The sequence below is a fragment of the Clostridium sp. YIM B02500 genome, assembly GCF_022324665.1.
In the GTDB taxonomy this organism is placed as follows: Bacteria; Bacillota; Clostridia; order Clostridiales; family Clostridiaceae; genus Clostridium; species Clostridium beijerinckii.
This window is the reverse complement of the sequence record NZ_JAKGTE010000029.1, coordinates 59,281-72,556: the sequence shown is the minus strand read 5'-3', so window position 1 is coordinate 72,556 and position 13,276 is coordinate 59,281. Positions and strand designations below refer to the sequence as shown.

The window sequence follows — 13,276 nt, the reverse complement described above, 5'->3', positions numbered from 1 at the left end:
GCCTGTACTCCCTTCATTTGATAATTTATTATATCATTCTAATGAAGTTTACACAGACTATTTTACACTCTCATTTTTTTTACTGAGTATAATACTTTTCTCATTCTTTTATTTTTTCTTAATTTCACAAAAACGGTGGTTAATACCACTGTGTATGCAAAAGCCATAGCACACATCACATACATCATTTTGTGTTCATTAGAGTTTGTATAAATTAGCAGAATATAGCTATTCAGTCCAATAACACCAACATACAGTATATCCCACAGAATTAATACCTTTTTTAAAATTACAAATCTATCAGTAAACCTTACTATTGACTCTTGTAATTTTACAATCCAATTCATATTTATATCACTCCAATCCAACTACTTTTATTCTTCACAGCAAATAAAGATAAGTATGCCGCCACAATTGAATATTTAGAAAAAATATATTTTATTAGCTAACGTTCTTTTACTTAAATGAAGGATTTTATAATTGAAATGCTACATAAGGATTGCCATTTCAATAGTAAGCTTAATAATTCTATTATACATCTATTTGATTAATAAATAGCGCTAGTTCAGTTCTGTTAGTTAGCTCTAACTTCTCAAATATTTTTGTTAAATAGTTCTTAACGGTACCTTCAGTTAGAAATAGTATACGGCAAATATCTTTATTACTCTTACCTTGAGCAACTAGCTTGGCAACATCTCTCTCTCTTTGGGTAAGTGTTTTTAATTTACTTTCTTGTTCATTTGATTGGATTGGAGTTTGCTCAGTAGTACACATTGAATTAAAAGCTGCAACTATTTTTTTTGTTACTTCAGGATTAAGAAGTATATTTCCATTGTAGGCTGTTTTTATTGCTTTGATTATTTCATCAGAACCAGCATCTTTTAATATATATCCATCTGCACCGTTTCTAATTCCATCAAATATGTACTCATCTTCATTAAAAGTAGTTAATATTATTACTTTTATATTTGTATATTTTTCTTTAATGATTTTAGTAGATTTAACTCCATCCATTACTGGCATTCTGACATCCATAAGAATTACATCTGGGAGTATGCCGTTATCTAGAATTTCAAGTAAATGGCGACCGTTCTCGGCTTCTTCTATAACATTTACTTCATCATCTAAGCTTAGGATCATTTTAATTCCTTCGCGTATTATTTTTTGGTCATCGACTAAAATAACATTTATCATATCTTATATTTACCTCATTTCATTTATATGTTTATATGGGAATAGATGCTCTTATGCCAAAGCCTAAATTATTATGGCTAAAATAATAGGTGCTACCGCCTAAAGAATTTATTCTATTGTCAATTCCTTTTAATCCATTTGATTTAAGAATATTATTACATCCTACTCCGTTATCTGTAATAATAAGTTCTACGTTTTTATTGGATGTTTTTATTTTTATATCTATTTCTGTTGAATTTCCATGCTTTAGACTATTAGTTACGGATTCCTGTATGGTTTTATATAATGAAGTTTTAATAATTCCACTCAAATTATTAATGCTCTCGTCTTTTATGTAAGAAATTTTTAAATTGCTAACTAAGTAAAAATTTCTTATTAGTTTCTCTATTGAACTGTTTAAATCCATAATTTCACTTTCGGAGTTAAGTAAAGTAACGACTTTTCTAAGATTATTAATACTACCTTTTGCTATCTTTTCAGACTGTGATAATACTTCCTCAACTTTTTGTGGTTTTGTAGTACAAATTTTTTTGGCAAACTCTAGATGCATGGTGAGAGCCATTAGTGAATGGCCTAATGAATCATGAAGTTCTTGCGCTACCCGTGTCCTTTCATTTGAAATGGTAACTTCTTCTATTCTAGAAGCATATTCTTGAAGTTTTATGTTAGCTAATTTTAATTTTTCATTTAGATGTTTTATTTCGTCCTTTTCTATTGCAAGTATTTTGTGGTTGTATAACATTCCAGATGTACCAAAGTAAGATAATAAATTAATACCTAAGTTTAAGTATATATTTCCATGGCTAGAATAAATTTCACCGTTTGATATAGTGATTAAAAAATATATTAACCAGTGTGTAGGTAAAAAAAACTTTAATAGTTTTTTTTCTAACTGAAAAATTTCAAACAATAAACTATACATACAAATAGTGCTTCTAATTCCGGGTATAGAATGTTGTAAGACTGCTGTAGCTAAAATACTAGTTAGCATAGATATTAAGTTATATTTACTTTGATTTTTTAATTTAAAAGTTCTTATATAATCATTAATTATTACTATAGAAGTAATACCAAATAGTAAAAGCATAATGAAAATAGAACTATAATATTTGAAATAAATACTAATAAATATTGATAATAACAAAATTAACTTTGAAATTATAATACTCTTTCTGAAATTTTCCATTTAATTAACAACACCTACTTTGCTATAAGTATTCTTTTTATATTATAGCATTATTCTTATATAAAAATATGTTACTAAAGTAATATACATTTTGGTGGCTAAAGTAACTATTATTAAAAGTAGTTTATCAATAAAATTTAACTATGAATAATTTTCCACAATATATGAGGTGACTAATTATGAAAGAATCCCAATTAAATAAATTAGTAAAATTAACAATAGCAGCATCAATATTATATATAAGAAACTAGGGGGATGAGAATGAAGAACGTAAAAAAAATAGTTATATACGCAGTAGTTGTTGCCGTTGTAGTAGGCGGAATTTTTGTAGTTAAATCTAAGTTGTCAGCAAGTAAAAAAGTTAAAGCTACTCAAGTTTCTGTAAACAAAACAGCTGTGGAAGTGCAGACAGTTAAAACAGTAGAAAAAAATACAGGTGATACATATAAAGCTAGTATAGAAGCAATTCAACAAGGTACAGTGACAAGCAAGATAGCAGCAAATATCGTTTCGGTATCGGTTGAAAATGGACAATATGTAAATGCAGGAGATACAATAGCAACGTTAGACGATCAAGATATACAAAATAGTATAAAGACTGCACAGGCTCAAATAACAGTATATGAAAAACAAGTTGAAGCAGCAGAGCAATCACTAAATTCATCACAGATAGCCTTGCAAAAATATAAAATCAATGTTGATGATGCTCAGCGTAATTATGACAGGCAAAAACAGCTTTTTGATAGTAAAGCTATATCGCAGACAGATCTTGAAGCAGCAGAAAAAACTTTAAACTCAGCGAAGGCTGACTACGATTCTGGAAATGCAAGTATTCAATCAGCACAGGCAACTATTGAAACCAATAAAGCAAATTTGGAAGTACAAAAGGTAACTTTAGCTAAAAATCAAAGTGATTTAGCTAATACAGTAATTAAATCACCAATAAGCGGTGTAATAAGCGGTAAAAGTATGAATGTAGGGCAAATAGCATCGTCAGGAACAGCTCTTGCAACAATAAATGATATATCCTCTGTATATGCAACAATACAGGTTCCACAAGAAAAAATAGGTGGTATACAGATAGGACAATCAGCTACAGTAACCGTTGATGGAAATGATAAAACCTATGATGGAACTGTTCAAAGTATAGATTTATCTGCTGATGCCACAACTAGAGTATTTAATTGTAAGATAAAAATAGATAATAGTGATAAATCATTATATCCAGGGGTTTATGGAAAAGCGGAGCTTTTAACATCAAACACAACTGAAATAATAACTGTTCCCATTACAGCTTTGGTTGGAAGTGAAGGTGATTATTCAGTTTTCATAAATAATAATGGAAAAGCTACAAAACAAAAAGTTACAGTTGGACAAACTGATGAAAATAATGTAGAAATTACAGAAGGCATGAAAGAGGGAGATCAAGTAATATGGACCAATACTGCAACTCTCCACGATGGCGATGAAATAGAGGTTGTTTCAAGTGAAAATAACTCCGAAGAAGAAACTACAGATAAAAATGGTAATAATGCAGAAGCAGCATATAAATAGGAGGGATACAAATGAAAATAGCAAATATAAGTATTAAAAGACCAGCATTTATAACAGTTGTAATGATAGCCCTCACTATTGTAGGTTATATGAGCTATAAAGAGCTTACACTTAACGATATGCCAAATGTTGAGATGCCCAATATTACAGTTATGGTTACAGAGCCAGGAGCAACTCCTGAAGAAATTGAATCTAAAGTTACAAAAAAGATAGAAGATGCAGTTGGAAAAATTTCAGGAATAGATACAGTGAAGTCTAATATAAGTGAAGGAGCATCTCAAACAACAATAGCATTTGATTTGAGTAAAGATGCTGATGTAGCAGCACAGGAAGTTAGAGATAAGGTTTCATCTGTTAGAGGGGATTTGCCAACAGATATAAATGATCCGGTTATAGCTAAGTTTGATTCATCAGCTTCATCAATTTTATCTGTTGCAGTTTATGGTTCAGATGATACTAAAAAAATGTCAGATTTTATAGATAATGTGCTCACTAAGAAATTGTATAACGTATCTGGAATTGGGTCGGTAGATGTATCTGGTGAGGATACAAGAGAAATTCATATAAAACTTGATAACAATAAGTTATTGACTTATGGTTTATCACCAAGTGATGTGTTAAATGGTATAAAAAAAGATAATGTAGATCAATCAACTGGAAAAGTTATTGATGGAAATAGCGAAATTTCTATTACAACAAATAGTAGAATAAAAAAAATAGAGGACTTTAAAAATATTTTAATAACAAAAAAGAATGATACAGAAATAAGATTAAAAGATATTGCAAAAGTTGAAGATGGATTTCAAGATAAAACTAGTATTGCATACTTTCAAGGTAACCAGGCAATTGGTATTGATATAGTTAAGCAATCTGGTGCGAATACTGTTGAAGTAGCAAAAGAAATTAAGAAAGTACTTGATGAGGTTAAGTCATCTTTACCAGAAGGTGTAAAGATGGATATTGTTAGTGATAATTCAACATCAATAGAAGATAGTGTAAATGAAGTTATGAATACTATCGTTGAAGGATGTATATTAGCAGTTATTATAGTATTCTTGTTCTTAAATGAGTGGGAAAGTACACTTATAAGTGCAACATCACTTCCAATTTCAGTAATTAGTACCTTCTCATGTATGAAGATTATGAATTTTACGTTAAATTCAATGTCATTAATGGCTTTATCACTGGCCGTAGGACTTTTAATTGATGATGCTATAGTTGTTATAGAAAATATTGTAAGGCATCTTCATATGGGGAAAACGCCTGTGCAGGCAGCAAAAGAAGCAACATCAGAAATTGGATTTGCAGTAATAGCAACAACTTCAGCTGTTGTATCAGTATTTTTCCCTATGGCAATGGTAAAAGGAATAATAGGAAAATACGTAATTGAATTTGCACTTACAGTTGTGTTTAGTATGATTGTTTCATTGTTCGTATCATTTACCCTTGTTCCTATGATGTCTTCAAAGATGTTAAAGCAAGAAAGAAAAGAAAGTAGTACATTTATTGGTAAGTTTTTTAAGTTGTTTAATGAAAAATTTGATGTTTTTGCAGAGAAGTATTCACATTTATTAGCATATACTTTGCATAAAAGAGCATTGGTTTTAATTATTGCAGGAATCATGTTTGTTGGAAGTATTGGATTGGCTACATTGTTAGGATTTGAAAATATGCCGGTAACTGACAATGGTCAGGTTGGTGTTAGTGCTAACTTTGATTCAGGAATTACATTAGATGCTGCATCTCAAAAAACTAAGCAGCTTGAAGCTGTTATTAGTAAATATCCAGAAGTAAAGTTTATGTATTCTACAGTAAAAAAATCTGGGACATCAGTTAAAATTCAGTTAGTTGATAAAAAGGAACGTAAGGAAAGTTCTCAGGCAATAGCAGATAAACTTAGAGCAGATTTAAAAGGCATTTCAGGAACTCAAATTACAGTAAGTGCTGGAAGTGGAGGAGGAAAGGATGTAGCTTACAACCTTGTAGGAGATGACAGGGATGCACTTCAGGCTTTTGCAGATAAAATGGCAGGAGAAATGGCTAAAGATCCTAATGCAAGGGATGTTGGTACAAACAGTAAATCTGGTACACCACAAGTAAGGATTGACGTTGATCGTGATAAAGCAGCAGATTTAGGTGTTAATAGTTCAGATGTTGCAAGCATGCTGTCAACATTATATAACGGTTCAAGTGCGACTAAGTATGATGGCGGAAAAGATAGATATGATGTAAAAGTATCTATAGATGATAGTGAACGTAAGAATCTTAGTGATCTTGATAATATCTATGTTTTAGGTAATAAGAATCAACAAATTCCTTTAAGTCAAGTTACTAAGAAAGTTATAGAAACAACATCTTCCTCATTGCATAGATATAATAAACAACCACAGATTGAACTTTCTGCTAATGTTAGTGGAATAGTTTCAGGTACTTTTGAAAGTAAGTATAAGGAAAAGATTCAAAGCGAGCTTCCAGAGGGAATTACAATATCTGTTGGGGGCACAAGTGGACAGATGGCAGAAGGTCTAAATAGTATGATACAAGCTATATTCATAGCAATATTATTCTTGTATTTCGTTATGGTAGCACAATTTGAAAGCTTTATTGATCCGATATCCATAATGTTTGCACTGCCACTTGCCCTTATTGGAGCAGTACTTGGGTTATTTGTTTTCGGAAGTACAATAAGTATGATATGTATGATAGGTGTTATTATGCTTATGGGACTTGTTGCTAAGAACGGAATATTGCTTATAGACGCTGCAAAGGAAAAGATAGCAGAAGGTATTCCGAGAAACGAAGCTATAAGACAGGCAGGACTTGTAAGATTACGTCCAATAGTAATGACTTCTTTAGCTATGATATTCGGTATGATTCCAGCAGCCTTAGCATCAGGAGCGGGCTCAGAGTCTCGTGCACCTATGGCACAGGCAATAATTGGAGGTTTAATTACATCATCAATTCTAACATTATTTGTAGTACCGATTGTATATACAATTCTTGATGACTTTAAACGAAAGTTTGGAAAAGCAAAACGTAAAAAGTCACTAGAGGCTAATGAAGTAGAAACAAATTTAAATTCATAAAGATTAGTAATTTTTAAAAGAGCTATTGCAAAACTTACAAAGTTGGCTTTGCAGCAGCTCTTTTTAGATATAAAGAAATGTAAATTTCGAACAATCCATATTGAGTATATAATTAAATTATGATACAAAATAAATCGTAATTTAAAGATTATAATGAGCATAATAAAGAGAAGCGGTTAAAAATTAATTTAGAATTTAAGCTGACTGTAGTTTTAAATATAAATTTTATATAAAAGTTAATTGCTTGAAAAAGTAAGTTTAATAGGGGGACTTAAAAATTGGAAGTGTGAAAACATATTGATTATATTAATTAAGTTATAAAATAACTTAAATGGATAGTTAGAGCCTTATTTCAAAATATTTACGTATTCTATCTATTAATGTATACTTGTATTGAGTACATATTAGATAATATTTTGTTATGAGGGAGTGATAATATGAGTAAATATAGAAGTTCGTACTGTAAAATTTTCATCAACACTGATGAAGAAAAAGAAGTTATATTGAATTTAATTGAAAAAATAACAATGGGTAGTAAAAAAAGATGGACAATCATCTCAGATTTAATGAAAATAGAATTGATAAACAATGAAGATTTTAGTGAAGAAAAAAGTGTTAAAGAAGAAGACGGTTTTCTATACTCAAAATATTATCTTGGTATTGAGCCTGGAGAAGGTATAAAGGAAGAACAGTATATTACAGGAGTAATAATCTTGCTGGAAAATCTAAGATCGTCAGGATACAAGGTAGTTGCTTCCTGTGATTTTCAAAGTGAACTTTCCAAATAAATATATATGTAAATTAATTTAATTAGTTCTTTTAGTAAAATTGAAAGAGATAGCAGACATATCAGGTTAATGATAATAATGCTATCTCTTTATTTATTGAAAATAGGAAATCGTATTTTAATTATTGACACAATTTTTGAAAAACATACATTGTAAAAGCCTATTTTATGATAGCAATCTTAATTAAAGTTTGAGTTTTTTTGAATGGAAGACTATAAATAAAACTAGCTTATTGTAGCATGTCCGATGTTTTTAGGTAAAAATATTACTTCAATTACTGGGTATAGCATCAATAGACCAAGAAAGGCAAAGCCCAATTTATATGCGATAGTAATTGAAAAGAAAATTTGTAGTAAATTAACAACAACTGTAATAATTGATATCCCCATCCCTTGAGCTAATGTTGAAACTACAGCATTCAAAGTGTTTGCACTATTCCGATCTTGAGGGGCTATTTCAGAAAAGCTTAGTCCATTGTAAGCAGTTAAGGCTAATGAACGTCCTACACCTGAAACTAGTGCAAGAAACATTATCCAAGCAGGAAAAGTATTAATTTGAATGAATGCTAAACCAATTGATGTAACAAACACCATTCCAAATGATGATAATAGTGCACCGCGATAGCCCAATTTACGAATAATTATATTTGTAAAAGGTTTAATTCCAATGTTTCCAACAAAAATAAATAGCACATAACTACCTGCTTTTACTGCTGACCATTGAAAGACTGTTTGTAAAAAAATTGTTAATATGTACGGTAATGCTCCAACACATAGCCATAGAACAGATCCACTTGTTTGGAATATTCTAAAAGAAGTTATTTTTAGTGAATCAAGTGAAAATAGTGGATTATCTGATTTTTTTAAGTGCCTGAAAACTATAAATCCAAGTATTATTCCTAAAATTACTAATCCTAGTGCACTAAGCCAATAATCTTTTCCGTGAGTTGCTATTTCTGCTCCAACTAAAATTATGCCAGATGAAAGTGCAATTTCTATAAATCCTATAAGATCAAATGAAGTTTTATTTTTTACTTTATCAGTATCAATTAATTTTGCTCCTATTAATGCTGTAATTAAACCTATTGGTACATTAATTAAAAAAATCCATTGCCAGTTCCAGTAGGTAACAATAAATCCACCAACTAAAGGTGCTATTGCTGGTGCGATGAGTGCAGGCCAAATTAAGTAACTAATCATTTTTAATAGCTGTGAAGCTGGTGTTTTTTCTAACACAATCAGCCTTGCGGTAGGTGTCATCAATGCACCAGAAATTCCTTGTATAATTCTCATTATCAAAAGGAAAGAGAAATTAGGCGCTAGTGCACTACTTAAAGAGCTAATGGTAAAGAGGATGACAGCAATGATCCAAATTTTCTTTTTCCCAAATTGATTAGCCATCCATCCACTTAGGGGAATAAAAATCGCAACTGTGATCAAATACACACTAACGAGTAAAGCAATTGTTGATGACCCCGTATGAAAATATTGGGCCATTTTAGGTAGTGCAGTTGTTACGATTGTTCCATCTAAAATCTCCATAAAGAGACTAGCAGCCATTAATAAAGCCACTTTTATTTCTTTTGTCATTTTTATCACCATTCTTTCTTCAGTTCATGTTTAAATTCTTTAATCCAATCAATTGCAACATTTGCCTGCTGTAGTCGTAATTCAAACCTTTTACTTGCATACCAGTGGTCTTTTGAATCTTCTTCAGCTAATTTTTTTAGTGCAAATTGCGTATCTTCAATTATATCTCTTTGTTCTTGATCGAATTGATCCAATAGTTGCATTTGTTCGTCTATTGTAAGATGCTGCATTACATCAAGTTTAATTAAATATATATCAGCAGTATGGGCTCCACTTGGAATAGGCATTTTCATTAGCTCAAAAAAACGTTCTTTTCCTTTTTCCGTAATTGCAGCCATTTTCTTATTTTTTCCGTGTGATTCTACGTTAGTTATTTCTAAAAAACCATCATTCTCTAATTTTTCGAGCAATGGATAAATTACTCCATAGCTGACTTTACGATGACGTCCTAAAGAAGCTTGTAAGGCATTACGTAGATCATAACCACTTTGTGGTTCTTCCATTAATTCACCTAAAATAAAAAGTTCATTCATTATTTTTATTTCCTCCAATATATCTTTTAGATATATCCAATATATATCTAAAAGATATATATTGCAAGTTATTTGTACAAAAAACTTTTGAAATCAGAAAAAATTATTGAAAAAATGAAATTTTGGAGTTGTTTAGTAGGATATTAATACTATTTAAGCAATAGATAATGTGTTTTTGTTATTCAATACAAGGTAATGATAATCATTGTCGAATACAATTTGCAGTGATATACTTAAAATAAATAAATTTACATTAATTAAAGGAAGGTGTTTTTATGGCAACATATATATTAAGTGGGATAATACTTTTGATTATAGTTTTTTCAGTTAGGAGCTTTATAGAAAAATTAAGATTTGGATGCTGTGGGGGAACTATAGAAAAGAGTACAAAGAGAAAGAAGATAAACAAAAAGGAGTTATCAGAGTATCAGATATCAAAGACTATATATATTGAAGGTATGACATGTGGAAATTGTGCTAATCATGTTGAAAATGCCCTTAACAGTTTGGACAATGTATATGCAAAGGTTGATTTAAAGAAGAACTTAGCAAATGTCAGAATGAAAATAGATATGAGTGAAGAAATACTAAAAGGTTCAATAAATAAGGCAGGATACAGTGTAAAATACATAGATTGCAATTAATATGAAGTTTGCAACAAGATAAGGGGACAAGTTAATATTTAATATAGAACACTTACAGAAATGTAGGTGCTTTTTTGATATAAAAACTTGAAATGAGATAGGTACAATATGGTAGATGAATTTATTTGAAGCACTAGTTCTCGTAAAATGATTTGATAAATAAAATTACAATATAGAAATAATTGCGTCTTATAGAACAATAAACGTAACTGATGATACATACTATTTTTTAGTATTATGATATTATATTTTCCAAAAGATAGGATAGGAGAATTTTTATGACAAGATATGAAAAGCAGAGAAATTTTTTGAAATCTAATTTTGACGAATTCAAAAATATAAAAACTGATAAAATGAAAGGTATACCTCAGCCAGATAGTATAAAATCTTATGATTCGCAATCTAGAATTGTTGCTTTACCAAGGGTAAGTGAAGAAACTGTAACGAATTCTAATATTTATAGGTGTATAGGTGATAGAAGAAGTACAAGGTTTTATTCTGAAAAGTCTATGAATCTTGAAGAATTGTCATATTTATTATGGGCTACTCAAGGAATTACTGAAACTAATAAAGCAGGTCTAACTTTAAGAACAGTTCCTTGTAGTGGGGCAACGCATTCTTTTGAAACATATTTATTTATTATGAATGTTGATGGGATACAAAAAGGTATTTATAGATATCTACCAGTGGAGCATAAACTTTTATTCATGTTTGAATTAGATGAAATTGACAATAAAATAGATGAAATTACTTTGGATCAGCCTTTTGTACCTAACTTTGCAAAGAAAGCAGCTGTGTTATTTGCTTGGAGTACGACGCCTTATCGTTCAGAATGGAAGTTTGATATTACGGCACATAAAAAGATTTTAATAGATGTTGGTCATGTATGCCAAAATCTTTATTTAGCCAGTGAATCAATCAAAGCAGGTGCATGTGCTATAGGAATTTATGATCAAAAGATGATAGACACTCTTTTGAGGTTAGATGGAGATGAAGAATTTATTATATATCTTGCAGCTGTTGGAAAAAAGTAAGAATAAAAAGTTAAACCAGTGGGACATAAACATATCTCACTGGTTCTGTTTTAATTAGGTTTTTATATGTTTTCTGTGATTTTACTAATTCCTACTCTTGCGATAAATTCATTAAAAGTCTCATTCTCTAACTTACTTTTTTCAAAGAAAGTTATTATTTTCTCAAGAACTATATGAACCTCAGTAGATTTTACACGGTAGTTTAGATTTTCTGCAAACTGCCCGCCATTGTTTAGTGTACCACCAAGCCATATGGTAAAGGCTTCCTCACAGCTATCGTCAGTTTTTATTAATGCACCTTGGAGGCTGATATCAGCTATATGTTTTTGTCCACAAGAATTAGGACAACCTGTAAAATGGATACGTAACGGTGTATCTAGTTTGATTTTAGAATCAAGATATTCGATAACTTCTTTAGCACGTTTTTTTGTTTCAACAATGGCTAAATTACAGAATTCTTTACCTGTACAAGAAACTGTGTATCCTGTAAAAATACTTGGATTTGGAGAAAGTTGTTTAAATACATCTTTTTTTAATAGCGAAGGTATCTCTTCATCACTTATGCCTGTAATAATTAAATTTTGTGATAGTGTAGTTCTAATTTTTCTATCTCCGTATTTTTCTGAAATATGGGCAAGTTCTAAAAGTTGATCACAAGTGATTTCTCCAAGTGGTAAACTAACACCAATATAGCTTTTGCCATCTTCATTTTGGGAATGTACTCCAAAATAATAAGATGCATTCCATGAAGCTAATTTATCATCACCTGAGCTTGGCATATCCCCAGTAAATTCTAATAATTTATTCTTGAATTTTTCTGCTCCCCAGTCAGCTACTAAAAATTTTAAGCGGGCACGAGTACGTTTTTCCCTATATCCATAATCTCTAAAAATAGTACACACACCTTCAGCAACCTTTAGTACATCTTCTGGTTTAACAAATATCTCTAGTTTTTGTGCTAAATGAGGGCTTGCTGAAAGTCCTCCTCCAACCCATACGTGGAAACCAATTACGTCCTGATTATCAATTTTTTTTGTTGCTGGAGTAAAGGCAAGATCATTAATTTGTGCATGAGCTGCATTATGTATACTAGCTGATATTGATATTTTAAATTTTCTTGGTAGATTAGAAAAATCCTTGTTTAATAAGAAGAAATTATTAACTTGTTCTACAAGTTCAGTTGTATCCATAAGTTCATCTTTATCAATTCCAGCAAGAGGATTTCCAACTATCGTTCTAGGGCAATCGCCACAAGCCTCAAAAGGACTTAGGCCACAAGCTTCTAATCTTTCATAAATAGAAGGTAAATCTTCTACCTGAACCCAGTGAAACTGTATAGCTCCTCTTGTAGAGACGTTTGCAATTCCACGTCCATAATCCTTAGCAATCCCTGCTAAAACTTTTGCTTGCTCTGAAGTAATTATTCCAGAATTAATACGAACTCTCATCATAAAGTATCCCTCTCTTGGCTTTTGTTCGTAAACGCCAGCCCATTTAAATCTATTCATATCTTTAGGCGTTATTGAATCATAACCTTCCTTCGAGTATTTGTCAATTATAGTTTCAATTACATCTAAGCCATCCTTTTCAAGTTTTATAATTTCTACGTCATTTAGTCTTTGATTTTTAGCCCAAATAGCTTCGTAAGACATATAGCTCCCTCCTTAT

11 protein-coding genes are annotated in these 13,276 nt (G+C 30.7%); 5 read left to right on the top strand and 6 right to left on the bottom strand.

Annotation, left to right across the window (positions count from 1 at the left end):
- Positions 1-62 precede the first annotated feature (62 nt).
- From L1S46_RS20330 to L1S46_RS20320, 3 genes are all read right to left on the bottom strand, one after another.
- The gene (locus L1S46_RS20330; protein ID WP_238900819.1) at positions 63-347 is read right to left on the bottom strand and encodes a hypothetical protein; all 285 of its coding nucleotides are present in this window, start codon (positions 345-347) and stop codon (positions 63-65) included.
- 184 nt (positions 348-531) lie between these two features.
- Positions 532-1,194 carry a response regulator transcription factor gene (locus L1S46_RS20325; protein ID WP_077830260.1) on the bottom strand — a complete coding sequence of 221 codons (663 nt, stop codon included), beginning with the start codon at positions 1,192-1,194 and terminating at the stop codon, positions 532-534.
- A gap of 31 nt (positions 1,195-1,225) precedes the next feature.
- On the bottom strand, positions 1,226-2,281 hold the full coding sequence (locus L1S46_RS20320; protein ID WP_236897519.1) for a sensor histidine kinase: 1,056 nt from the start codon (positions 2,279-2,281) through the stop codon (positions 1,226-1,228).
- A gap of 360 nt (positions 2,282-2,641) precedes the next feature.
- Between L1S46_RS20320 and L1S46_RS20315 the strand changes: the two genes are divergently transcribed.
- The 3 genes from L1S46_RS20315 (at position 2,642) to L1S46_RS20305 (ending at position 7,808) form a co-directional block, all read left to right on the top strand.
- Positions 2,642-3,934, top strand: coding sequence for an efflux RND transporter periplasmic adaptor subunit (locus tag L1S46_RS20315; RefSeq protein ID WP_236897521.1), 1,293 nt, complete (start codon positions 2,642-2,644; stop codon positions 3,932-3,934).
- 11 nt (positions 3,935-3,945) lie between these two features.
- Positions 3,946-7,020 (top strand): efflux RND transporter permease subunit, encoded by a 3,075-nt coding sequence (locus tag L1S46_RS20310; protein ID WP_077830257.1) that lies wholly within the window; start codon positions 3,946-3,948, stop codon positions 7,018-7,020.
- A 437-nt stretch (positions 7,021-7,457) separates the two neighbouring features.
- Entirely contained in the window at positions 7,458-7,808 is a 351-nt protein-coding gene (locus L1S46_RS20305) for a 1,4-dihydroxy-6-naphthoate synthase (RefSeq protein ID WP_077830256.1), read from the top strand.
- A gap of 224 nt (positions 7,809-8,032) precedes the next feature.
- Here the strand turns inward: L1S46_RS20305 and L1S46_RS20300 are convergent, their stop codons facing one another.
- Both L1S46_RS20300 and L1S46_RS20295 read right to left on the bottom strand, forming a co-directional pair.
- Positions 8,033-9,397, bottom strand: a complete 1,365-nt coding sequence (locus L1S46_RS20300) for an MFS transporter (protein WP_077830255.1) — start codon at positions 9,395-9,397, stop codon at positions 8,033-8,035.
- Between the two features lie 5 nt (positions 9,398-9,402).
- Positions 9,403-9,930, bottom strand: a complete 528-nt coding sequence (locus tag L1S46_RS20295; RefSeq protein WP_077830254.1) for a PadR family transcriptional regulator — start codon at positions 9,928-9,930, stop codon at positions 9,403-9,405.
- Between the two features lie 275 nt (positions 9,931-10,205).
- Between L1S46_RS20295 and L1S46_RS20290 the strand changes: the two genes are divergently transcribed.
- Positions 10,206-10,574, top strand: coding sequence for a heavy metal-associated domain-containing protein (locus tag L1S46_RS20290; protein WP_077830253.1), 369 nt, complete (start codon positions 10,206-10,208; stop codon positions 10,572-10,574).
- A gap of 278 nt (positions 10,575-10,852) precedes the next feature.
- On the top strand, positions 10,853-11,608 hold the full coding sequence (locus tag L1S46_RS20285; RefSeq protein WP_077830252.1) for a SagB/ThcOx family dehydrogenase: 756 nt from the start codon (positions 10,853-10,855) through the stop codon (positions 11,606-11,608).
- Positions 11,609-11,670: 62 nt separating this feature from the next.
- Here the strand turns inward: L1S46_RS20285 and L1S46_RS20280 are convergent, their stop codons facing one another.
- Complete coding sequence (locus L1S46_RS20280) at positions 11,671-13,260, bottom strand: nitrite/sulfite reductase (protein ID WP_236897523.1); 1,590 nt, start codon at positions 13,258-13,260, stop codon at positions 11,671-11,673.
- Positions 13,261-13,276 lie beyond the last annotated feature (16 nt).

Bases quoted from the DNA above. Each gene is read 5' to 3' on its own strand.
- L1S46_RS20315 (WP_236897521.1), top strand. From the start codon at position 2,642: ATGAAGAACGTAAAAAAAATAGTTATATACGCAGTAGTTGTTGCCGTT.
- L1S46_RS20300 (WP_077830255.1), bottom strand. From the start codon at position 9,397: ATGACAAAAGAAATAAAAGTGGCTTTATTAATGGCTGCTAGTCTCTTT.
- L1S46_RS20305 (WP_077830256.1), top strand. From the start codon at position 7,458: ATGAGTAAATATAGAAGTTCGTACTGTAAAATTTTCATCAACACTGAT.
- L1S46_RS20320 (WP_236897519.1), bottom strand. From the start codon at position 2,281: ATGCTTTTACTATTTGGTATTACTTCTATAGTAATAATTAATGATTAT.
- L1S46_RS20280 (WP_236897523.1), bottom strand. From the start codon at position 13,260: ATGTCTTACGAAGCTATTTGGGCTAAAAATCAAAGACTAAATGACGTA.
- L1S46_RS20325 (WP_077830260.1), bottom strand. From the start codon at position 1,194: ATGATAAATGTTATTTTAGTCGATGACCAAAAAATAATACGCGAAGGA.
- L1S46_RS20295 (WP_077830254.1), bottom strand. From the start codon at position 9,930: ATGAATGAACTTTTTATTTTAGGTGAATTAATGGAAGAACCACAAAGT.
- L1S46_RS20330 (WP_238900819.1), bottom strand. From the start codon at position 347: ATGAATTGGATTGTAAAATTACAAGAGTCAATAGTAAGGTTTACTGAT.
- L1S46_RS20285 (WP_077830252.1), top strand. From the start codon at position 10,853: ATGACAAGATATGAAAAGCAGAGAAATTTTTTGAAATCTAATTTTGAC.
- L1S46_RS20290 (WP_077830253.1), top strand. From the start codon at position 10,206: ATGGCAACATATATATTAAGTGGGATAATACTTTTGATTATAGTTTTT.
- L1S46_RS20310 (WP_077830257.1), top strand. From the start codon at position 3,946: ATGAAAATAGCAAATATAAGTATTAAAAGACCAGCATTTATAACAGTT.